Source organism: Pseudomonas sp. AE27, assembly GCF_037113495.1.
Lineage (GTDB): Bacteria > Pseudomonadota > Gammaproteobacteria > Pseudomonadales > Pseudomonadaceae > Aquipseudomonas > Aquipseudomonas palmensis.
Genome location: NZ_CP146966.1, coordinates 2,512,158 through 2,530,612, shown reverse-complemented (window position 1 = coordinate 2,530,612; position 18,455 = coordinate 2,512,158). Strand labels below are relative to the sequence as shown.

Annotated in this window: 19 protein-coding genes; 9 read left to right on the top strand and 10 right to left on the bottom strand. The window is 65.6% G+C overall.

The annotated features are described in order from the left end of the window. Positions 1-22 precede the first annotated feature (22 nt). The 3 genes from V9K84_RS11500 to V9K84_RS11490 form a co-directional block, all read right to left on the bottom strand. Positions 23-1,027: a FecR family protein gene (locus tag V9K84_RS11500; RefSeq protein WP_043861136.1), complete on the bottom strand. Its 1,005-nt coding sequence runs from the start codon at positions 1,025-1,027 to the stop codon at positions 23-25. A gap of 156 nt (positions 1,028-1,183) precedes the next feature. Next, positions 1,184-2,953 (bottom strand): acyl-CoA dehydrogenase C-terminal domain-containing protein, encoded by a 1,770-nt coding sequence (locus tag V9K84_RS11495; protein WP_088514885.1) that lies wholly within the window; start codon positions 2,951-2,953, stop codon positions 1,184-1,186. Positions 2,954-2,982: 29 nt separating this feature from the next. Beyond that, positions 2,983-4,605 (bottom strand): acyl-CoA synthetase, encoded by a 1,623-nt coding sequence (locus V9K84_RS11490; protein ID WP_088514884.1) that lies wholly within the window; start codon positions 4,603-4,605, stop codon positions 2,983-2,985. Positions 4,606-4,803: 198 nt separating this feature from the next. On the opposite strand from V9K84_RS11490, the gene V9K84_RS11485 reads away from it, so the two are divergent. Both V9K84_RS11485 and V9K84_RS11480 read left to right on the top strand, forming a co-directional pair. Further along, on the top strand, positions 4,804-6,603 hold the full coding sequence (locus V9K84_RS11485) for a PAS domain S-box protein (RefSeq protein ID WP_043861133.1): 1,800 nt from the start codon (positions 4,804-4,806) through the stop codon (positions 6,601-6,603). A 14-nt stretch (positions 6,604-6,617) separates the two neighbouring features. Next, positions 6,618-7,244 (top strand): response regulator, encoded by a 627-nt coding sequence (locus V9K84_RS11480; RefSeq protein ID WP_088514900.1) that lies wholly within the window; start codon positions 6,618-6,620, stop codon positions 7,242-7,244. A 56-nt stretch (positions 7,245-7,300) separates the two neighbouring features. On the opposite strand, the gene V9K84_RS11475 is transcribed toward V9K84_RS11480, so the two are convergent. Continuing rightward, entirely contained in the window at positions 7,301-7,621 is a 321-nt protein-coding gene (locus V9K84_RS11475; protein WP_043861132.1) for a DUF883 family protein, read from the bottom strand. Positions 7,622-7,751: 130 nt separating this feature from the next. Here V9K84_RS11475 and V9K84_RS11470 point away from each other — a divergent pair, with 130 nt between their 5' ends. After that, a complete protein-coding gene (locus tag V9K84_RS11470; protein WP_043861131.1) occupies positions 7,752-8,006 on the top strand; it encodes a hypothetical protein in 255 nt (84 codons plus the stop codon). Positions 8,007-8,019: 13 nt separating this feature from the next. On the opposite strand, the gene V9K84_RS11465 is transcribed toward V9K84_RS11470, so the two are convergent. Next, the gene (locus V9K84_RS11465) at positions 8,020-8,508 is read right to left on the bottom strand and encodes an LEA type 2 family protein (RefSeq protein WP_043861130.1); all 489 of its coding nucleotides are present in this window, start codon (positions 8,506-8,508) and stop codon (positions 8,020-8,022) included. Between the two features lie 235 nt (positions 8,509-8,743). Between V9K84_RS11465 and V9K84_RS11460 the strand changes: the two genes are divergently transcribed. The 3 genes from V9K84_RS11460 (at position 8,744) to zapE (ending at position 11,380) form a co-directional block, all read left to right on the top strand. Beyond that, positions 8,744-8,989 (top strand): hypothetical protein, encoded by a 246-nt coding sequence (locus tag V9K84_RS11460; RefSeq protein ID WP_229590274.1) that lies wholly within the window; start codon positions 8,744-8,746, stop codon positions 8,987-8,989. A gap of 28 nt (positions 8,990-9,017) precedes the next feature. Beyond that, a complete protein-coding gene (locus V9K84_RS11455; RefSeq protein WP_088514882.1) occupies positions 9,018-10,166 on the top strand; it encodes a PQQ-dependent sugar dehydrogenase in 1,149 nt (382 codons plus the stop codon). 104 nt (positions 10,167-10,270) lie between these two features. After that, positions 10,271-11,380, top strand: coding sequence for a cell division protein ZapE (zapE, locus tag V9K84_RS11450; protein WP_088514881.1), 1,110 nt, complete (start codon positions 10,271-10,273; stop codon positions 11,378-11,380). Positions 11,381-11,386: 6 nt separating this feature from the next. Here the strand turns inward: zapE and V9K84_RS11445 are convergent, their stop codons facing one another. Beyond that, the gene (locus V9K84_RS11445; RefSeq protein ID WP_043861126.1) at positions 11,387-11,821 is read right to left on the bottom strand and encodes a YqaA family protein; all 435 of its coding nucleotides are present in this window, start codon (positions 11,819-11,821) and stop codon (positions 11,387-11,389) included. A 10-nt stretch (positions 11,822-11,831) separates the two neighbouring features. Next, positions 11,832-12,263: a DUF411 domain-containing protein gene (locus V9K84_RS11440; RefSeq protein WP_088514880.1), complete on the bottom strand. Its 432-nt coding sequence runs from the start codon at positions 12,261-12,263 to the stop codon at positions 11,832-11,834. A gap of 268 nt (positions 12,264-12,531) precedes the next feature. Between V9K84_RS11440 and V9K84_RS11435 the strand changes: the two genes are divergently transcribed. The 3 genes from V9K84_RS11435 (at position 12,532) to V9K84_RS11425 (ending at position 14,680) form a co-directional block, all read left to right on the top strand. Next, on the top strand, positions 12,532-13,668 hold the full coding sequence (locus V9K84_RS11435) for a sterol desaturase family protein (RefSeq protein WP_043861124.1): 1,137 nt from the start codon (positions 12,532-12,534) through the stop codon (positions 13,666-13,668). A 70-nt stretch (positions 13,669-13,738) separates the two neighbouring features. Then, complete coding sequence (locus V9K84_RS11430) at positions 13,739-14,485, top strand: SDR family oxidoreductase (protein WP_043861123.1); 747 nt, start codon at positions 13,739-13,741, stop codon at positions 14,483-14,485. A 9-nt stretch (positions 14,486-14,494) separates the two neighbouring features. Continuing rightward, positions 14,495-14,680 carry a DUF1289 domain-containing protein gene (locus tag V9K84_RS11425; RefSeq protein ID WP_043861122.1) on the top strand — a complete coding sequence of 62 codons (186 nt, stop codon included), beginning with the start codon at positions 14,495-14,497 and terminating at the stop codon, positions 14,678-14,680. Positions 14,681-14,721: 41 nt separating this feature from the next. Here V9K84_RS11425 and ppk2 read toward each other — a convergent pair whose 3' ends face one another. The 3 genes from ppk2 to V9K84_RS11410 all read right to left on the bottom strand — a co-directional run bounded on the left by ppk2 (position 14,722) and on the right by V9K84_RS11410 (position 18,305). After that, complete coding sequence (gene ppk2 / locus V9K84_RS11420; protein ID WP_088514879.1) at positions 14,722-15,756, bottom strand: polyphosphate kinase 2; 1,035 nt, start codon at positions 15,754-15,756, stop codon at positions 14,722-14,724. Positions 15,757-15,945: 189 nt separating this feature from the next. After that, the gene (locus tag V9K84_RS11415) at positions 15,946-17,307 is read right to left on the bottom strand and encodes an LLM class flavin-dependent oxidoreductase (protein WP_088514878.1); all 1,362 of its coding nucleotides are present in this window, start codon (positions 17,305-17,307) and stop codon (positions 15,946-15,948) included. Positions 17,308-17,324: 17 nt separating this feature from the next. Then, on the bottom strand, positions 17,325-18,305 hold the full coding sequence (locus V9K84_RS11410; protein WP_078481093.1) for an aliphatic sulfonate ABC transporter substrate-binding protein: 981 nt from the start codon (positions 18,303-18,305) through the stop codon (positions 17,325-17,327). Positions 18,306-18,455: the final 150 nt, after the last annotated feature.

Sequence of the window (18,455 nt, the reverse complement as noted above, 5' to 3'; positions counted from 1 at the left end):
GCGCAGGAGCTGGGCGCGAGGCTCAGCTTTTTCGCGGGGGCGGCGAGATGCGGTTGAGCACCGTATCGCCGTTCTTGTTGCGCGTCAGGTACACCGGCAGCACCTTGGGCATGTTGCTCACCAGGCGATTGACCTCGGTGGTGTTGTAGATGCCGCTGATGCGGATGCTGCCGGTACTGGCGTCCGCCAGCAGCAACGGCGTTTCCAGGTAGCGGTTGATCAGCGGCAGGGCCTGGTCCAGTGGCAGATTGTCGAGGATCAGCTTGCCGCCGCGCCAGGCCAGGCTGGTGTCGTGGGCATAGGTCTGGCTGAGGGCCGGCTCGTAGTCGCCGCGACGGTAGCTGGCCTGCATGCCGGGGCCCAGGCGATAGCCGCTGTCCGGGTCGCTGCTGTTGCTGCTGACCAGCACCGAACCTTCCACCAGGGTGACCTTCACCTGGTCCTGGTACTTCCACACGTTGAACTGGGTACCGGTCACCCGGGTCTGGCCCTTGCCGGCACGCACCACGAACGGGTGCTGGGTATCGTGCTGCACCTTGAAGAAGGCCTCGCCGTTGACCAGCGTCACCCGTCGTTCGTCCTTGTAGTTGGCGTAGCGCAGGGTGGTGTTGAGGTTCAACTCCACCTCGCTGCCATCCGGCAGCACCGCGCGGGCGATGGCATTGCCGCTTTCAACGCGCTCATAGCTGTTGGGCAGCCAGCCCTGTTCCCAGCCCACCCAGGCGCCAATCGGCAGCGCCACCAGCGCCACGGCCGCAGCCGAGGCCAGCCGACGCAAGGCGCGCCCGCGGGGCCTGGCTGACAGGGTGATTACCGGGGCAGCAGGGCGGGGCAGGTGATCGGCGGTCTGCCAGATCTCCTGCATGGCCTGGAATTCCTGCTCGTGCAGTGGGTCGGCTGCGCGCCATTGCGCGCAGGCGGCACGTTCCTGTTCACTGCAGTCCTCAGCATGCAGGCGCATGCACCAGTGCGCAGCGGCATCGGTGATGGCATCAAGTTCGGCTGCGCTGAGGCTGGTTTGGTTCATTGATACTCCCGGTTTTGGCCATTCTACCCTTGGCAGGTGGCCAACGAGAACCGAGTTCATCGTGAATGACTATCAGTTGTAAGAAATATTTGAACGAAAAACCACGCAAATGCGTGGTTTTTATCGTTTAAGCACCCGCCTGGAGCGTTGCGCGGCTCAGAACAGCTCGGCTGGCAACTGGTACAGCGGCGCACTGCCTGCGCGGATGCTGGCCTGCAACGACAGTACCCTGGGCAGCAGACGCTCGACGTAGAAGGTAGCCGTGGCCAGCTTGGCCTCGTAGAACGCCGGCTCCTGCTCGCGCCGTTCGCGGGCAGTGGCCGCCATGCGCGACCACATGTAGGCGTAGGCCACATAGCCGAACAGGTGCAGGTACTCCACCGACGCCGCGCCCACGGCATTGGCATCACCGGTGGCCTGCTCGCGTACCCACTGGCTCACGCTTTCCAGCTGCGCCAGGGCATGCAGCAGCGGTTCGCACAGGGGCGGACGGGTTTCACAGAAGCTGCGGATCTCGTTGGCGAACAGCGCCAGCGACTGTCCGCCATCGGCCACCACCTTGCGCCCCAGCAGGTCCAGCGCCTGGATGCCGTTGGTGCCTTCGTAGATCTGCGCGATGCGAACATCGCGCACCAGCTGTTCCTGGCCCCATTCGCGAATGTAGCCATGCCCGCCGAACACCTGCTGGCCCAGCACGCAGCTTTCCAGGCCCATGTCGGTGAAAAACGCCTTGGCCACCGGCGTCAGCAAGGCCACCAGGCGCTGCGCGGCCTCGCGCTCCTCCGGCTGCTCGGCGTACTTGGCGATATCCAGCTGCAGGCCGACATAGGTGGCGAACGCCCGGCCGCCTTCGGTCAGGGCGCGCATGCTCAGCAGCATGCGCCGTACATCGGCATGCACGATGATCGGGTCGGCCACCTTGTCGCTGGCCAGCGGCCCGGTGGCGGCGCGGCTTTGCAGGCGGTCCCGGGCGTAGCGTGCGGCGTTCTGGTACGACGCCTCGGCGCAGCCGATGCCCTGGATGCCGATGGACAGGCGCTCGTAGTTCATCATGGTGAACATCGCCGCCAGGCCGCGGTTGGGTTCGCCCACCAGGTAGCCCACGGCGCCATCGAAGTTCATCACGCAGGTGGCCGAGGCCTTGATGCCCATCTTGTGCTCGATCGATCCACAGCTCACCGCGTTGGTTTCACCCAGGCTGCCGTCCTCGCCCACCAGGCGCTTGGGCACCAGAAACAGCGAGATGCCCTTGGGCCCGGCCGGCGCGTCGGGCAGCTTGGCAAGCACCAGGTGCACGATATTCTCGGTCAGGTCCTGGTCGCCGCCGGTGATGAAGATCTTGGTGCCGCTGACCCGGTAGCTGCCATCGGCCTGGGGTTCGGCCTTGCTGCGGATGATCCCCAGGTCGGTACCTGCATGCGGTTCGGTCAGGCACATGGTGCCGGCCCACTGCCCGCTGTACAGCGCCGGCAGGTAGGTGGCCTTCAATGCCTCGCTGGCGTGCGCGTCGATGGCCAGGCAGCAGCCGGCGCTCAGCGCCGAATACAGGCTGAAGCTGCAGTTGGCGGCGTAGAGCATCTCCTCGAACTGCACCGCGAGCATCTTGGGCATGCCCAGGCCGCCGTACTCGGGGTTGCCCGCCAGCCCGACCCAGCCGCCTTCGCGGTAGGTCTGCCAGGCCTGCACGAACCCCTGCGCAGTGGTGACCCGACCCTGCGCAAAGTGCACGCCTTCCTCATCGCCGCTGCGGTTGAGCGGGGCGATCAACTGGCCGGTGATCTTGGCCGCCTCTTCCAGGATCGCATCGGCGGTATCGCCGTCGACGCTGGCCGCCAGCGCCGGCAGGCGTGCCCACAGGGCCGGGCCCTGGAACACTTCGTGAAGAACAAAACGCATGTCGCGCAGCGGTGCATTGAACTCAGGCATAACGGTTTCCGAATAAAGGTGAAAAAAGGTCAGAGCGCCTTGGCCCAGTCGCGCAACAGGTACTTCTGGATCTTGCCCGTGGAGGTTTTCGGCAGTTCGCTGAACACCACGGTCTTGGGCAGCTTGAAGCCGGCCAGATGCTCGCGGCAGAAGGCGATGATGTCCGCCTCGCGGGTACCTTCGAAACCGGCCTTGAGGGTGACGTAGGCACAGGGGGTTTCGCCCCATTTTTCATCCGGGCGGGCGACCACCGCAGCCTCGAGCACGGCCGGGTGGCGGTACAGCGTGTCTTCGACCTCGATGGTCGAGATGTTCTCGCCTCCGGAAATGATGATGTCCTTGAGCCGGTCCTTGATCTCCACATAGCCGTCGGCATGCCACACTGCCAGGTCGCCGGTATGGAACCAGCCGCCTCGGAAGGCTTCGGCGGTGGCCTCGGGGTTCTTCAGGTAGCCCTTCATCACGGTGTTGCCGCGCATGAAGATCTCGCCCAGCGTGTTGCCGTCGCGGGCCACCGGTTCAAGCGTTTGCGGGTCGGCCACCATCAGCCCCTCGAGGGTAGGGTAGCGCACGCCCTGGCGCGACTTGATGCGGGCCCGCTCCTCCAGCGGCTGCGCGTCCCATTCGGCATGCCAGGCACACACCGTCACCGGGCCGTAGACCTCGGTCAGGCCGTAGACGTGGGTCACCTTGATGCCCATTTCCTCCACCGCGCCGATCACCTTGGCGGGTGGCGCCGCCCCGGCCACCATCGCGTTCACGGGGTGGTCGATGGCGGCCTTGGCCGAGTCGGGCATGTTGATCAGCGCATTGAGCACGATCGGTGCGCCGCACAGGTGGGTGACCTGGTGCTCGCGAATCAGGGTCAGGATCTTCTGCGGGTCGACCCGGCGCAGGAACACATGGGTGCCGGCCAGGGCCGTCACGGTCCACGGGTAGCACCAGCCATTGCAGTGGAACATCGGCAGGGTCCACAGGTACACCGGGTGGTTGCCCATGGCCCAGGTCATCTGGTTGCCCAGTGCGTTCAGGTAGGCGCCGCGGTGGTGATAGACCACCCCCTTGGGGTTGCCGGTGGTGCCGGAGGTGTAGCTCAACGAGATCGCCTGCCACTCGTCCTCGGGCCAGTGCCACACGAACTCGGGGTCGCCCTCGGCCAGGAAGGCTTCGTAATCCAGGTCGCTGACGGCGCGGCCCTCGCCGTACTCCGGGTCGTCCACATCGATCACCAGCGGCGGGTGGGCCATCAGGCCCAGCGCTGCTTCGATCACCTTGTGGAATTCGCGGTCGGTGATCAGCACCTTGGCTTCACCGTGCTCGAGCATGAACGCGATGGCCTCGGCATCCAGGCGCACGTTCAGGGCGTTGAGCACCGCACCGATCATCGGCACACCGAAATGCGCCTCGAGCATGGCCGGAATGTTGGGCAGCATCACCGCCACCGTATCGCCCAGCCCGATGCCGCGGCCGGCCAGGGCGCTGGCCAGGCGGCGGGAGCGCTGGTAGGTTTCCTGCCAGTTGCGGCGGATGGCACCATGGATCACCGCCGGGTAATCGCCATAGACCGCAGCCGTGCGTTCGATGAAACTCAGCGGGGAAAGGGCGACATGGTTGACGGGGGCGGGCTGCAGGCCCTGGGAGAAGATCGACATGAACGGTTCCTGTGCAGGAGGCAGCCGCGATCAGGCGCTGGCTGAAACCTCCGATGGCTGATTGTTAGCTCTGATCAGGTTTCTGGAAGGCGGTACGCAGACCGACTTCGGTGTTTCATTTTTACGCTGTTCTCCATATTACTTGGAAGATAGACTATAGCAATATGGTATAAATACTATAAAAAGCCGGAGCCCCAAGTGACCTTTCCTCCCTCGGCCTTGCTCGACAAGGACCCGCAACCCACCGTGCTGCTCGATGCCGCCGCCCAGGTGGTGGCCGCCAACCCGGCGGTGCAGGCGTTGTTCGACACCTGGCCCAAGCCGCCCGTGGGCAGCCTGCTGCCTGCCAACTACAAGGCGCTGGTGAGCGCCTGCCTGCACCAGCAGCGAGCGATTGCCGAGGTCGAGGCCCTGGTGCAACAGCGTATCCTGTTGTGGACCTTCGTCCCGCTGGAGGGCGGCCTGCAGGTGCTGGCCCGCTGCCGCGACGCCACGGTGGAGCGCCTGGCCGAGCGCGAGGCCAGCCAGGCACGTCGGTTGTACCGCCTGATCACCGAAAACACCACCGACCTGATCTCGCGCCATACCCCCGACGGGTGTTTCCTGGATGCTTCGCCGGCCTCCTATCGCCTGCTGGGCTACTGGCCGGAAGAGCTGCGCGGGGTGGCGGTGCAGTCGCTGTTTCACCCCCAGGACCGCCAGCAATCGCTGCTGCAGGCCTCCCAGGCGCTGGAGCAGGACGGCTACCAGACCATGACCTGTCGCGTGCGCCACCGCGATGGCCGCGACCTGTGGTTCGAGATCGCCAGCCGCGCCATCCGCGAAACCTACACCGGTGCGGTGGTCGAGATCGTCAGCGTGTCACGCGACATCACCGTGCGCATCGAAGCCCAGGAAAACCGCCGGCGCCTGGCCGAGGTGGTCGAGGCCAACACCGACCTGGTGCTGTTCACCGACCCCGCCGGCCAGCTCACCTACCTCAACCGTTCGGCCCGGCGTGCACTGGGCCTGCTGGAGGTGCAGGCCGTGCCGCCCCTGCGCGAGCTGCTGGACGAAGAAGCCCTGCAACGCCTCGACGAAGAGGGCTGGGCCTGCGCCGAGCGCGAAGGGGTGTGGCAATGCGAGGCGCGGCTGGCGCCCTACAACGGCTCGGCGCCGTTCCCGGTGTCGCTGGTACTGCTGGCGCACCGGGCGGCAGGTGGCGAGCGCTACTACTCGCTGGTGGCTCGCGACATGACCGAGCGCGAGCTGCGTGAACGCCAGCAGCGCCGACACCAGGATGAACTGGCGCACACCGCGCGGCTGGTCACCCTGGGCGAGCTGGCCTCCGGCATCGCCCACGAGATCAACCAGCCGCTGGCAGCGGTGGTCAACTATGCCAGTGCCAGCCAGCGCTACCTGCTGGCGGTGGAGCGTGACCCGCAGGCGGCCGGGCGGGTCGCCCAGGGCCTGCAGCGCATCACCGAGCAGGCCACCCATGCCGCCGAAGTGATCAAGCGCCTGCGCTCGTTCCTGCGCAAGGAGCCGCGCCGCTTGCAGGCGCTCAACGTGGCCGATGTATCGCGCGAGGCCGTGCGCCTGTGTGCCTGGGAGGCGGCGCAGGCCCAGGTGACCATCGAGCAGCACATGGTGTACAACCTGCCGCCGGTGTACGCCGACCGTGTCTTGCTCGAACAGGTCCTGCTCAACCTGTTGCGCAACGCCATCGACGCCAACCGCGAGCAGCATGCCGGGGCGCCTTCGCGCGTGCTGATCAGCGCCGACCAGCAGGCCGGTTGGCTGCGTATCCAGGTGGCCGACCAGGGGCCTGGGGTGGCCGCCGAGCAGCTGGACGGCATCTTCACCCCGTTTACCACCAGCAAGCCCGAAGGGCTGGGGCTGGGCTTGAGCATGAGCCGCAGTATCGTCGAAGGGTTCGGCGGTACCTTGCAGGCGCACCCGGGTGATACCGGCGGATTGATTTTGTGCTGTCGGCTGGCGCCGGTGGCCAGTGCATGAACAAGGGGATTTCCATGCAGGAACCGAAGGTCTACGTGGTCGACGACGATCAGGGCATGCTCGACTCCACCGTCTGGCTGCTGGAGTCGGTGGGCCTGCAGGCGCTGCCGTTCACCAGTGGCCAGGCTTTTCTGGAGGCCTGCGATGCGGCGTTGCCGGCGTGCGTGCTGCTGGATGTGCGCATGCCCGGCATGGGTGGGCTGAGCGTGCAGGAAGCCTTGCGCGCCCGGGGCGTGCAGGTGCCGGTGATCTTTGTCAGCGGGCATGCCGATGTGCCGATCGTGGTACGCGCCTTCAAGGCCGGGGCCATCGATTTCATCGAGAAGCCCTACAACGACCAGTTGTTGCTCGACAGCGTGCAGGATGCCCTGGGGCGCTCGTCACGGGTTCAGGTCAGCAGTCGCCAGCGCGATGAAGTGCAGGGGCGCATCGACAGCCTCACCCCGCGTGAGCGCGACGTGTTCGTGCCCCTGGTGCAGGGCTATACCAATCGGGAGATTGCCGAGCAGTTGCAGGTCAGCGTGAAGACCGTGGACCTGTACCGTTCGCGGGTGATGAAGCGCATGCAGGCCGAACACCTGCCGGACCTGGTGGGGATGGCGATTGCGTGTGGGGTGGTGGACCCCTTGAAGCTGCGTTGAATGTTTCGCCGGCAAGGCCGGCTCCCGTAGGAGCCGGCCTTGCCGGCGAAGGGTACTTAGGAGCGACGTCCCAGCAACAGCCCGACCACCAGCCCGAAGCCGGCCGAAATCGCCACGGTCTGCCACGGGTGGCCGCCAATGTAATCCTCGGTGGCATCCACCGCCGGCTTGGCCTTTTCACGCACGCCGCCCACCGCATCCAGGGCCTGCTTGAGCTTGAGGCCCACCTGTGCGCGCAGGGTCTCGGCTTCTTCGCCCACCAGGGTGGAGCTGTCCTTGAGCAGCTTGTCAGACTCTTCGATCAGCGCCTGCAGCTCGCTGAAGGCCTGGTCCTTGATTTGTTCGGCATCGGCTTTAAGGGTGCTTTTCCTGGCCATGTACGCTTCCTCGTTGAATGATGGTCACTGTATCAATGGATGCCTGAGCGCGCCGAAAGTTGCAGCGCCTTGGCGGCGCTCGGTGGCTACAGTGTAAGATAGCCCCCATTTTCAAGTGGCAGGAATCCCCATGAGTTTCAATCTGGCCAACATGAGCTTCGCCGAGCGGGCACAGATCGAGGACGAGAAGTCGCGACTGTTCGAGCTCTGGCAATCGAACCTGGGCAAGGCCAAGGCCGAAGCCGCGCGGCTGATCAGCGAGAAGCCGCGGCGCAAGGGCAAATGGGCCGAGTGGGTGCGGGCCGAGCTCGACGGCATGTCGCCGCCGGAGTTCGCCAACATGGTGCGCAGCGAAGTCAACAAGCTGATGGCGGCTGCCAAGTAGCCGACCCCCAGCGCTACCACGCCGTATCGGTGGGCTTGGGCAGCGCCAGCCGCCCGCTGTCGGTGAAGCGCATCGTGCCGAAGGCGCCCCCGGCCAGCTTGCCGCGCAGCACATAGGGCATGCCATCCAGGTTGCTCACCCGGCTCAGGCCCACGGCCTGGCGCAGCATCGAGAACGCGGTGATGCTCACCGGAATGCTCAGTACCGCTTCGTCATAGCGCCCGATGCTGCCGTGCTGATCGCTGACCCCGGTTGCCAGCGGCTGGCCATTGACCTCCAGGTTGAGCGCCACGCCGTTGTAGTCGATGGGCGTTTCATTGGGGTTCTGCACCCGCAGTTTCACCGCCATGCGCATTTCCAGGTCCTGGCCGGGCAGCGGCTCGATGCCGATCACGCTGATGGTCAACGGGTCGCGCCCCTGCAGCAACGCGCAGGCGCTCAGGCTCAGGGCCAGCAGCAGGCCCAGGCCGACACGCAGGGTATGACGCAGGAAACAGGGCATGGGGCTTGGCTCCGGACAAATGTCTCTGCAGTGTGGCAAATGCCCGGCGCGGTTGAAAGTGGCGCAAGCAGCGTAACAATCTGAATCATCTCTGGCCCGGCAACGGGTTTCGTCGCGAACCTCTCGCGCCGTAGGCTATCCAACGCCTGGGGCCACTGACGTTGTGCAGGAGATGAACGCGATGAACCGATGGTTGCCGGCACTGACCGGCGCAGCACTGAGCCTGATACTGGGCATGCCTGTTCAGGCCGCCGACGCGGGCAATCCCTACAACGACCCGGTGCGCCGCGCCAACCCCAATTCCCAGCAGGGTACCGTGCGTTCCACGCCACCGCCGCGCGGGCCTTCCACCCAGCCGCTGCCGCGCCCACCCACCCTCGACAATGGCGGCATCGGCAACGGCCAGAACCTGCGCCGTGAACAGGTGCCGCCGCGCCTGGACCCCTCCCGCCCGCCGCGCGAATCGACGCGTACGCCCTGATCGCTTGGCCCACTGCAAGGAACCCTGCATGTCTTCACGTACCTGGCTACTCTCCCTCTGCGCTGCGGCGCTGTTGCCGCTGACCGCCACCGCCGCCCCCGAGCGCACCTTCCCCAGCGAAGAAGGCCAGCTCACCGTCAGTACCCTGGCCGAGGGGCTGAAGAACCCCTGGGCGCTGGCGTTCCTGCCCGACGGGCAGGGCATGCTGGTGACCGAGCGCCAGGGCAACCTGCGCATCATCAGTGCCGACGGCAAGGTCGGTTCGCCGTTGAGCGGCGTGCCGCAGGTGTGGGCCAAGGGGCAGGGCGGGTTGCTCGACGTGGCGCTGTCGCCGCAGTTCAAGCAGGACCGCATGGTCTACCTCTCGTATGCCGAAGGCGGGGGTGATGGCGACACGGCCGGTACTACCGTGGGGCGCGGCCGCCTGTCGAGCGACAACCTGCGCCTGGACGACTTCAACGTGATCTTCCGCCAGCAGCCCAAGCTGTCCAGCGGCAACCACTTCGGTTCGCGGCTGGTGTTCGACCGCGACGGCTACCTGTTCATCGCCCTGGGCGAGAACAACCAGCGGCCCACCGCCCAGGACCTGGACAAGCTGCAGGGCAAGGTGGTGCGCATCCTGCCCGACGGCCAGGTGCCCAAGGACAACCCCTTTGTGGGCCAGAGCAACGTGCGCCCCGAGATCTGGTCGTATGGCCATCGCAACCAGCAGGGCGCGGCATTGAACCCGTGGACAGGCGAACTGTGGACCAACGAGCACGGGCCTCGCGGCGGCGACGAGATCAACATTCCCAAGCCGGGCAAGAACTACGGCTGGCCCCTGGCGACCCACGGCATCAACTACTCGCTGCTGCCGATACCCGAGGCCAAGGGCAAGCGCGTCGAGGGCGCGGTGGACCCGCTGCACGTGTGGGAGAAGTCCCCGGCCATCAGCGGCATGGCGTTCTACGACAACCCGCGTTTCAAGGCCTGGGACCACAACCTGTTCATCGGCGCGTTGGCCGCCCAGGAGCTGATCCGCCTGCAACTGGATGGCGACAAGGTGGTGCATGAAGAGCGCCTGCTGGGGCAGTTGAATGCGCGCATTCGCGATGTGCGGGTGGGGCCGGACGGCTTTCTCTATGTGCTGACCGACGAGAGTGACGGTGCGCTGCTGAAGGTGGGCCTGACGCAGTAAGTGGCGGCGTGTCCTTCGCCGGCAAGGCCGGCTGCTGCAGGCGAAGCACGCCCCGCAAACCTCACTGATGCTACCCTTGGCCTTTTTCCGCACAGGCCCCCGGCATGTCCAGCCTCACCCCGCTGTCGTTGTACCAGCAATCCATCGAACTCAATGGCTTCGTCCCCGACGCTGCGCAGCAGCATGCCGTCGACTGCCTTCAAGCCTGCTTCGAGGCTCTTGAGCGCGGCGAGGTGGCGCGTGGGGTATACCTGTGGGGCCCGGTCGGGCGCGGCAAGACCTGGCTCATGGACCAGTTCCACCGCTGCCTGCAGGTGCCCGCCCGCCGCCAGCACTTTCACCACTTCATGCGCTGGGTGCATCAGCGCCTGTTCCAGCTCAACGGCACCGCCGACCCCTTGCAGGCCCTTGCCCACGGCCTGGCCGAAGAGATCCGCGTGCTGTGCTTCGACGAACTGTTCGTCAACGACATCGGTGACGCCATCATTCTCGGTCGCCTGTTCCAGGTGCTGTTCGACAGCGGCGTGGTCATCGTCGCCACCTCCAACCAGCCGCCGGCGCAGCTCTACGCCGACGGTTTCAATCGCGAACGCTTCGTGCCGGCGATTGCCGCCATCGAGCGGCACATGCACGTAGTGGCGGTGGACGGCGGCCAGGACCATCGCCTGCATCCCGGTGCCGAACTGCAACGCTACTGGGTGCGCCAGCCGGGCCAGCCCAGCGCGCTGGCCCGGGTGTTCGAGCAGTCGAGCGCGGGTGAACCGGTCAGCCGCGAGGACCTGAGCCTGGGCTACCGCACGGTCAAGGTGGTGCGACGCAGCACCTCGGCGGTGTGGTGCACTTACAACGAACTGTGCGAGCAGCCCCTGGCCGCCATGGACTTCATGGCCCTGTGTGATCGCTTCAAGGTCATTCTGCTGGGCGAGGTGCCTGCACTCGGGGCCCGGCAACGACCGGGCAGAATCGCCCGCGGCACCGAGGACGGCGCCGAGCGGGTAGTGGCGGGGGATCGCGAACTGCCGCAGCTGTCGATTCACGACGACAGCGTGCGGCGCTTCATCGCGCTGGTCGATGAATGCTATGACCGCCGCGTGGCGCTGTACGTGGAGGCCGAGGTGGCACTCGAGGCGCTGTATACCGAAGGCTACCTGGAGTTCCCATTCCGTCGCACCCTCAGCCGGCTGCGCGAGATGCAACTGCAACGCTTCTGCTGAAGCCGCTCAGCTGTGCACCCAGCCCAGGGTCAACAGCACCAGCACCAGGTAACGCCCGGCCTTGGCCACGGTCACCAGCAGCATGAAACGCCAGAATGGCTCGCGCATGATCCCGGCGATCAGCGTCAGCGGGTCGCCGATCACCGGCATCCAGCTCAACAGCAGCGACCACTGGCCATAGCGCTGGTAGCGCTGCTGGGCCCTGTCCAGCTGGGCCTGGCTGAACGGAAACCAGCGCTTGTCGCGCAAGTGCTCGATACCCCGACCCAGCAGCCAGTTGACCACCGAGCCCAGTACATTGCCGGCGGTGGCAATCGCCAGCAGCAGCAACCAGGCATCAGGTTCGTGCAGCAGCAGCCCGACCAATACCGCCTCGGACTGCAACGGTAGCAGGGTGGCGGCGCCAAAGGCGCTGAGGAACAGCCCCCAGCCGCTCAGCATGGCGCCGTGCTCACGGGTAGTTGGCGACCACTTCGTCGGTGCCGTCGCGGGTCAGGCCGATGACCTGGTAGGCATCCTTGTGATCGCCCATCTCCATGCCTGGCGAGCCCATCGGCATGCCCGGCACGGCCAGGCCGCGCAGGTCGGGACGCTTGGCCAGTAGCTGGATCTGCTCGGCCGGCACATGGCCCTCGACGAACTTGCCGTCGATCACCCCGGTGTGGCACGACGCCAGGCGCGGCGCCACGCCCAGGCGCTGCTTGACTGCACTCATGTTCGGCTCCACATGGTCATTCACGCTAAAGCCGTTGTCGCGCAGGTGGCTGATCCATTCCTTGCAGCAACCGCAGTTGGGGTCGCGGTACACATCGATGGTCTGGCCGGCCTGGGCCAGCGCACTCATGGCCAGCAGGCCGAAGGCAATGAAATTCTTTTTCAGCATCGTGGATCTCCGGGGCCGCCGTCAGGGCAACCCGCGTCTCGAATGATCGGTGGTCGGTCAGTGCAACAGGGTAACCGGGCTCATGGCTGGAGCATAGCCGGGTGAAGCTGTCGCCAGACTGAGCGCTGCATTACAGATTTGTAAGGTAGGACACTGCCTGCGTGACCTGTGGGAGCACTCGCTCCTCTAACCCCAAACGATGGCGTCGTGCCTGGTCAGGGCGACCATCGGTGATGGAGTACCACAGTCAATCAAGGAAACATGACCCATGCAGGCACTCAAGGCCTACTTCAAGCGTCACGGGCACGAGCCGTTCCGGTTCGGTGAAGGGCGTATCAGCGGCTACCTGTCGGCCATGCTCGGCTTGCTCAGCCTGCTGGCGGTGCTGTGCTTTCTGTTCCCGCAGTGGCTGACCTTCGGCGAGTTCCGCAAGGTCTACAGCGAGCAGTTCGCCCGCACCCTGCTGCTGGCCGGGCTGGTGCTGGCGTTCAGCCTGGGCACCCTCAACATCCTGCTCAACCGGCGCAAGCGCCTGGGCTTCACCGGCATCAGCGCGGCGGGCCTGGCCGTGTTTCTGGGCGGCACCAACATTCAGACCGAAACCATCGGACAAACCCCGTATTCCCTTGGCCTTGACTGGTTCGTGCTGGCGCTGCTGGTTTCGGCGATCATCTTCATCCCGCTGGAAAAGCTCTACGCCAAGGACCCGCAGCAGAACATCCTGCGCCCGCAATGGCGTACCGACCTGAGCTACTTCTTCGTCAGCCACATGCTGGTGCAGTTCATCCTGATCTTCGTCACCGCCTCGTCCACCTGGCTGGCCGGCTGGGTGGTGTCCGAAACGCTGCAGGCCAAGGTGCAGAGCCTGCCGATCGTGGTGCAGTTCGTGCTGGCGGTGTTCGTCGCCGACCTGGGGCAGTACTGGCTGCACCGCCTGTACCACGTGGTGCCGTGGATGTGGCGCTTCCATGCGGTGCACCATTCCAGCACCGCGATGGACTGGTTGGCCGGCTCGCGCATCCATTTCGCCGAAATCCTGCTGACCCGCACCGGCGTGCTGGTACCGCTGATCCTGCTGGGCTTCTCGCCGCAGGCGATGAATGCCTACGTGATCCTGGTGGGCGTGCAGGCGGTGCTGGCGCATGCCAACGTGCGAATCGACGGCGGGTGGCTGAACTACGTGCTGGTGATGCCGCGCTACCACCACTGGCACCATGCCCGGCACAAGGACTACATCTACAAGAACTACGCGATCCACCTGCCCCTGGTCGACATGCTGTTCGGCACCTTCAAGCTGCCGCGCAAGGAATGGCCGACCCGCTACGGCGTGTTCGGCAAGGACCTGCCCGAAGGCATCGTGCGCCAGCACCTGTACCCGCTGCAAAAGCCCGAGCCCAAGGCCTGATAGCCCTTTGCCCGCTGCCCCATGCTGCGTTAGCCTTGCCGGGTGAACGGCATTGGGGCCAGGAGTATCCATGGACAACGTGATCATCATTACCGGCGCCGGTCGCGGCATTGGCGCGGCCACTGCGCTGGCCGCTGCGCGGGCCGGCTACCGCATCTGCATCAACTACCTTGCCGATGACGCCTCGGCCCATCGCGTGCTGGAGCAGGTGCGCGCGCTGGGTGCCGAGGCGATCACGGTGCGCGCCGATGTCAGCGTCGAGGATGAAATCATCCAGCTGTTCCAGCGTGTCGACAAGGAACTGGGCCGGGTCACGGCGCTGGTCAACAACGCCGGCACCATCGGCCACCAGAGCCGGGTGGAAGAGATGTCCGAGTTTCGCCTGCTCAAGCTGATGAAAACCAACGTGGTGGGGCCGATGCTGTGCGCCAGGCATGCGCTGCAACGCATGTCGACCCGCCATGGCGGGCCGGGCGGTGCCATCGTCAACGTGTCATCGGTGGCCGCGCGGTTGGGTTCGCCCAACGAGTATGTCGACTACGCCGCCTCCAAGGGCGCGCTGGACACCTTCACCCTGGGCCTGGCCAAGGAAGTGGCGGGCGAGGGCGTGCGTGTCAATGGCGTACGGCCGGGCTACATCTTCACCGACTTTCACGCCCTCAGCGGCGATGCCGAGCGGGTCCGCAAGCTGGAACCGGGCATCCCCATGGGCCGTGGCGGGCAGGCGGCCGAAGTGGCCGAAGCGATCCTGTGGCTGCTGTCGGACAAGGCCTCCTACACCACCGGCAGCTTCATCGACCTGGGCGGTGGGCGCTGAGCGCGCAGCATGGCCAAGGATATCGACAACCCGTGCATTTCGGCGTGCAAGCTCAGCGGCGAGCTGTGCGTGAGCTGCGGGCGCAGCAAGGACGAAATCAAGCAGTGGAAGCGCATGAAGCGGCCCGAGAAGATGGCCACGGTGGAGCGGGCGGCCAAGCGCCTGAAGGCCCTGAAGAAGAAAAACAAGCGCTAGGCCGCAGGTAGCGCGCCTTCCTGACGCGCCCCCAGCGGTGGTCAGTGGGCGTTGACCAGGTCCTCTTCCTCCAGCCCGCGCGAGGCGCGGCCGACCAGCAACGGGTCGGGCTGGTGGGCGACTTTCGGGTCCTTGTCGGGGTAGTCCAGCGTGTGCAGGAAGTGGCGGATGCAGTTCAGGCGCGCGCGCTTCTTGTCGTCCGACTTGATCACGGTCCACGGTGCATCGGCAGTATCGGTGTGGAAGTACATCGCCTCCTTGGCGGCGGTGTACTCGTCCCACTTGTCCAGCGACTTGATGTCGATGGGCGAGAGCTTCCAGTGCTTGAGCGGGTCGTCACGGCGCGAGATGAACCGGCGCAGTTGCTCTTCGCGGTTCACCGAGAACCAGAACTTGAACAGCAGGATGCCGCTGTTGCACAGCATGCGTTCAAGCTCCGGGGTCTGACGCATGAACTCCAGGTACTGCATCGGCGTGCAGAAGTCCATCACCCGCTCGACGCCGGCGCGGTTGTACCAGGAGCGGTCGAAGAAGACCATTTCACCGGCGGTGGGCAGGTGCTGGATATAGCGCTGGAAGTACCACTGGCCCTTCTCCTGGTCGGAAGGTTTTTCCAGGGCCACGATACGTGCGCCACGCGGGTTCAGGTGCTCCATGAAGCGCTTGATGGTGCCGCCCTTGCCGGCGGCATCGCGGCCTTCGAACAGCACCACGATGCGCTGGCCGGTGGCTTTTACCCAGTTCTGTACCTTCAGCAGCTCTATCTGCAGCTCATGCTTGGCCTTTTCGTACTCGGCGCGGCGCATGCGGTTGCGGTAGGGGTAATTGGCGGGCAGGGCGGCAGACACGCTGTCTTCGTTGGAGCCGCGACGCGGCGCACTGGCGACCTGCAGCGCGGCAGGCTCGTGGCTGATGGCACTGATTTCGATTTCGGCAGGGATCACCTGAGCAGGCTTGCGCGGGGCGCGTGGGCGGCGCGAACGAGTGACGGCCGCTTTGGGCGTGGCCGGCGAACTGCTGTCGTTGGACGAGGCGGATGGCAGGGGCAGGGGGTGTACGGTGGATTCTTCGCTCATGGTGGGCCTGTTTTGCGTTCTGATTTCCTCTATCTAGTGTAGGAGTGTGATTTTGCGATCTGTTGATCCTGGTCAATAGCGTGGAGGCAAGTGGCCATATCTTTGGCAATGGGTTGGCAGGTCGATTCGCCAGCAAGGCTGGCTCCTACAGCCTGTAGGAGCCAGCCTTGCTGGCGAAGCTCTTGAGTTTCAGATCTGCACCAACCGCCCCGCATGCTCGGCCGGCAACCGGTCCCCACGCCCGAACAGCTTGTGGCGCAAGGTGCCCGCCTCATACTCGGTGCGATAGCGCCCGCGCCGCTGCAGTTCCGGCACCACCGTGTCGACCACCGCCTGCAGGTCATCCGGCACCACCGCGTAGGTGAGGTTGAAGCCGTCGATGCCGGTGGCATCCAGCCACTGCTCCAGCTGGTCGGCAATCTCCACCGGCGACCCCAGCAGCACCGGGCCACGCCCGCCCAGGCTGACGAACTCCGCCGCCTCGCGCACGGTCCAGCGCCGGTTCGGGTCCGACCTGGTAAAGGCGGCCAGCGCCGTGCGCCCGGCATCGTTCTCGATGTACTCGATCAGCGCATCCGGCTCCAGGTTGGAAAAATCGATCCCGGTCCAGCCCGACAGCAAGGCCAGCGCCGCCTCGATATCCACGTACTGGCGGTACTCGTCCAGCCTGGCCTGGGCCGCTTCGCGCGTGTCACCCACGATCAGCAGCGCCTGCGCGTATATCAGCACCTCGCCTTCCTGGCGCCCGGCCTCGCGCGTGGCCTGGCGAATGCCGTCCACATAGCTGCGCAGTACCGTCTGGGTCGGGCCGCTGATGAACACGCATTCGGCGTGGGTAGCGGCAAAGCGCTGCCCGCGTGCCGAGGCGCCGGCCTGGAACAGCACCGGGGTGCGTTGTGGCGATGGTTCGCTCAGGTGCACGCCAGGCACCTGGAAGTGCGCACCGGCATGCCCGATCGGATGCACCCGCGCAGGCTCCACGAACACCCCGCGGCCCCGGTCGCGGACCACTGCATCGTCGTCCCAGCTCTTCTCCCACAGCTTGTAGAGCACCTGCAGGTACTCCTCGGCCAGCTCGTAACGCTCGTCGTGGGCCAGCTGCCGGGCCAGCCCCAGGTTGCGCGCGGCGCTGTCCAGGTAGCCGGTGACGATGTTCCAGCCCACCCGCCCGTCGCTCAGGTGATCGAGGGTCGACATGCGCCGGGCGAACGGGTACGGGTGCTCATAGGTGAGGCTGAAGGTGATGCCGAAGCCCAGGTGCTCGGTGACCCCGGCCATGGCCGGCACGATCAGCAACGGATCGTTCACCGGTACCTGCACGCCGCCGCGCAGGGCTGCGTCGTGGCTGCCCTGGTACACGTCGTACACGCCCAGCACATCCGCGATGAACAGCGCGTCGAAACGTCCGCGCTCCAGCAGCCTGGCCAGCCCGGTCCAGTAGCTCAGGCGATTGAAATCGCTGCTGGTGTTGCGTGGGTGGCGCCACAGCCCCGGCGACTGGTGCGTGGCGGCGTTCATGCTGAAGGCGTTGAAACGGATGGGCTTGGACATGCTCGAATCGCTCGCGGTCAAGGCAGTACGGAGACGGGGTACACGGCGTCGGCGACCTTGAGCGGCTTGGGAATCAGGCCCAGGCCCTGGAAGGTGTCCGCCAGCTTCTGCTGTTCGGCCGTGATCTCGGGGGTGATGGCCACCGCGTTGTAGTTGCGACGCTCGCTGGCCACTTCCAGCACGTCGGCGCCGATACCCAGTTGCGGAGCCAGCAGGGCCGCCACTTCCTTGGGTTTTGCGTTGGCCCAGTTGCTGACCTTGCCCAGCTCGGTGAAGAAGGTCTTGAGCACACCACGGTTCTCGTCGGCAAAGGCTGGCGAAGACAGGTAGAAGGTGCGGTTGTTGGTCAGCCCGGTGCCGTCGCGCAGGGTCTTGAGGCCGGGTTGTTTTTCCGCTGCGGCGAGGAAGGGGTCCCACAGGGTCACGGCCTTGACGCTGCCCGATTGCAGGGCGGCCACGGCATCGGCGGCGTTGTTGACGTAGGCCGGGTCGATGTCCTTGTAGCTCAGGCCGGTGTCCTGCAGGGCCACGGCCAGCAGATACTGGGCATTCCAGCCGCGACCGGTGGCCACGCGCTGGCCCTTGAGGGCGGCGATATCGGCGACCTTGTCCTGCTCGCGCACCACAATGCCGATGCCGCGCGGGTAGGGCTGTTCGGCGGCCAGGTACACCACCGACTTGCCCGATGCCTGGGCGAACACCGAGGGCGCATCGGCGGCGTGCCCCAGGTCGATGGCGCCGGTGCTCAGGGCCTCGAGCAACTGCGGGCCGGCGGCGAACTCGTACCAGCTGACCTTGATGCCTTGCGGTGCCAGGGCTTTTTCCAGGGCGCCGGAGCCCTTGAGAATGTTGACGCTGTTGAACTTCTGGTAGCCGATACGCAGGTTCTTGGTTGGCTCGGCGTAGGCGGCCGGGCCAGGCAGTACCAGGCTGGCGAGCGCGGCAAAGGCACCGCCAAGCAGCAGGCGGCGCAGGGTCGAAGGAGGTTTGTTGGACATGGTGAGGGCTCCGCAGGCGGGTTCGTCAGGTGTTTTCTGGTAGGGCCTGAAAGTAAAGGCTGACGCCCGCGGAGTGCAATTTTTTTATTACTTTTAGTTAGAACAAATAGTTATTTTTATATCCTTTTTGAATTTATCGACCGTGCCAGT

What these genes read in the sequence shown, in the direction of transcription:
- V9K84_RS11500 (WP_043861136.1), bottom strand. Translation starts at nt 1,027, where the DNA reads ATGAACCAAACCAGCCTCAGCGCAGCCGAACTTGATGCCATCACCGAT.
- V9K84_RS11495 (WP_088514885.1), bottom strand. Translation starts at nt 2,953, where the DNA reads ATGCCTGAGTTCAATGCACCGCTGCGCGACATGCGTTTTGTTCTTCAC.
- V9K84_RS11490 (WP_088514884.1), bottom strand. Translation starts at nt 4,605, where the DNA reads ATGTCGATCTTCTCCCAGGGCCTGCAGCCCGCCCCCGTCAACCATGTC.
- V9K84_RS11480 (WP_088514900.1), top strand. Translation starts at nt 6,618, where the DNA reads ATGCAGGAACCGAAGGTCTACGTGGTCGACGACGATCAGGGCATGCTC.
- V9K84_RS11475 (WP_043861132.1), bottom strand. Translation starts at nt 7,621, where the DNA reads ATGGCCAGGAAAAGCACCCTTAAAGCCGATGCCGAACAAATCAAGGAC.
- V9K84_RS11470 (WP_043861131.1), top strand. Translation starts at nt 7,752, where the DNA reads ATGAGTTTCAATCTGGCCAACATGAGCTTCGCCGAGCGGGCACAGATC.
- V9K84_RS11465 (WP_043861130.1), bottom strand. Translation starts at nt 8,508, where the DNA reads ATGCCCTGTTTCCTGCGTCATACCCTGCGTGTCGGCCTGGGCCTGCTG.
- V9K84_RS11460 (WP_229590274.1), top strand. Translation starts at nt 8,744, where the DNA reads ATGCCTGTTCAGGCCGCCGACGCGGGCAATCCCTACAACGACCCGGTG.
- V9K84_RS11455 (WP_088514882.1), top strand. Translation starts at nt 9,018, where the DNA reads ATGTCTTCACGTACCTGGCTACTCTCCCTCTGCGCTGCGGCGCTGTTG.
- zapE (WP_088514881.1), top strand. Translation starts at nt 10,271, where the DNA reads ATGTCCAGCCTCACCCCGCTGTCGTTGTACCAGCAATCCATCGAACTC.
- V9K84_RS11445 (WP_043861126.1), bottom strand. Translation starts at nt 11,821, where the DNA reads ATGCTGAGCGGCTGGGGGCTGTTCCTCAGCGCCTTTGGCGCCGCCACC.
- V9K84_RS11440 (WP_088514880.1), bottom strand. Translation starts at nt 12,263, where the DNA reads ATGCTGAAAAAGAATTTCATTGCCTTCGGCCTGCTGGCCATGAGTGCG.
- V9K84_RS11435 (WP_043861124.1), top strand. Translation starts at nt 12,532, where the DNA reads ATGCAGGCACTCAAGGCCTACTTCAAGCGTCACGGGCACGAGCCGTTC.
- V9K84_RS11430 (WP_043861123.1), top strand. Translation starts at nt 13,739, where the DNA reads ATGGACAACGTGATCATCATTACCGGCGCCGGTCGCGGCATTGGCGCG.
- V9K84_RS11425 (WP_043861122.1), top strand. Translation starts at nt 14,495, where the DNA reads ATGGCCAAGGATATCGACAACCCGTGCATTTCGGCGTGCAAGCTCAGC.
- ppk2 (WP_088514879.1), bottom strand. Translation starts at nt 15,756, where the DNA reads ATGAGCGAAGAATCCACCGTACACCCCCTGCCCCTGCCATCCGCCTCG.
- V9K84_RS11415 (WP_088514878.1), bottom strand. Translation starts at nt 17,307, where the DNA reads ATGTCCAAGCCCATCCGTTTCAACGCCTTCAGCATGAACGCCGCCACG.
- V9K84_RS11410 (WP_078481093.1), bottom strand. Translation starts at nt 18,305, where the DNA reads ATGTCCAACAAACCTCCTTCGACCCTGCGCCGCCTGCTGCTTGGCGGT.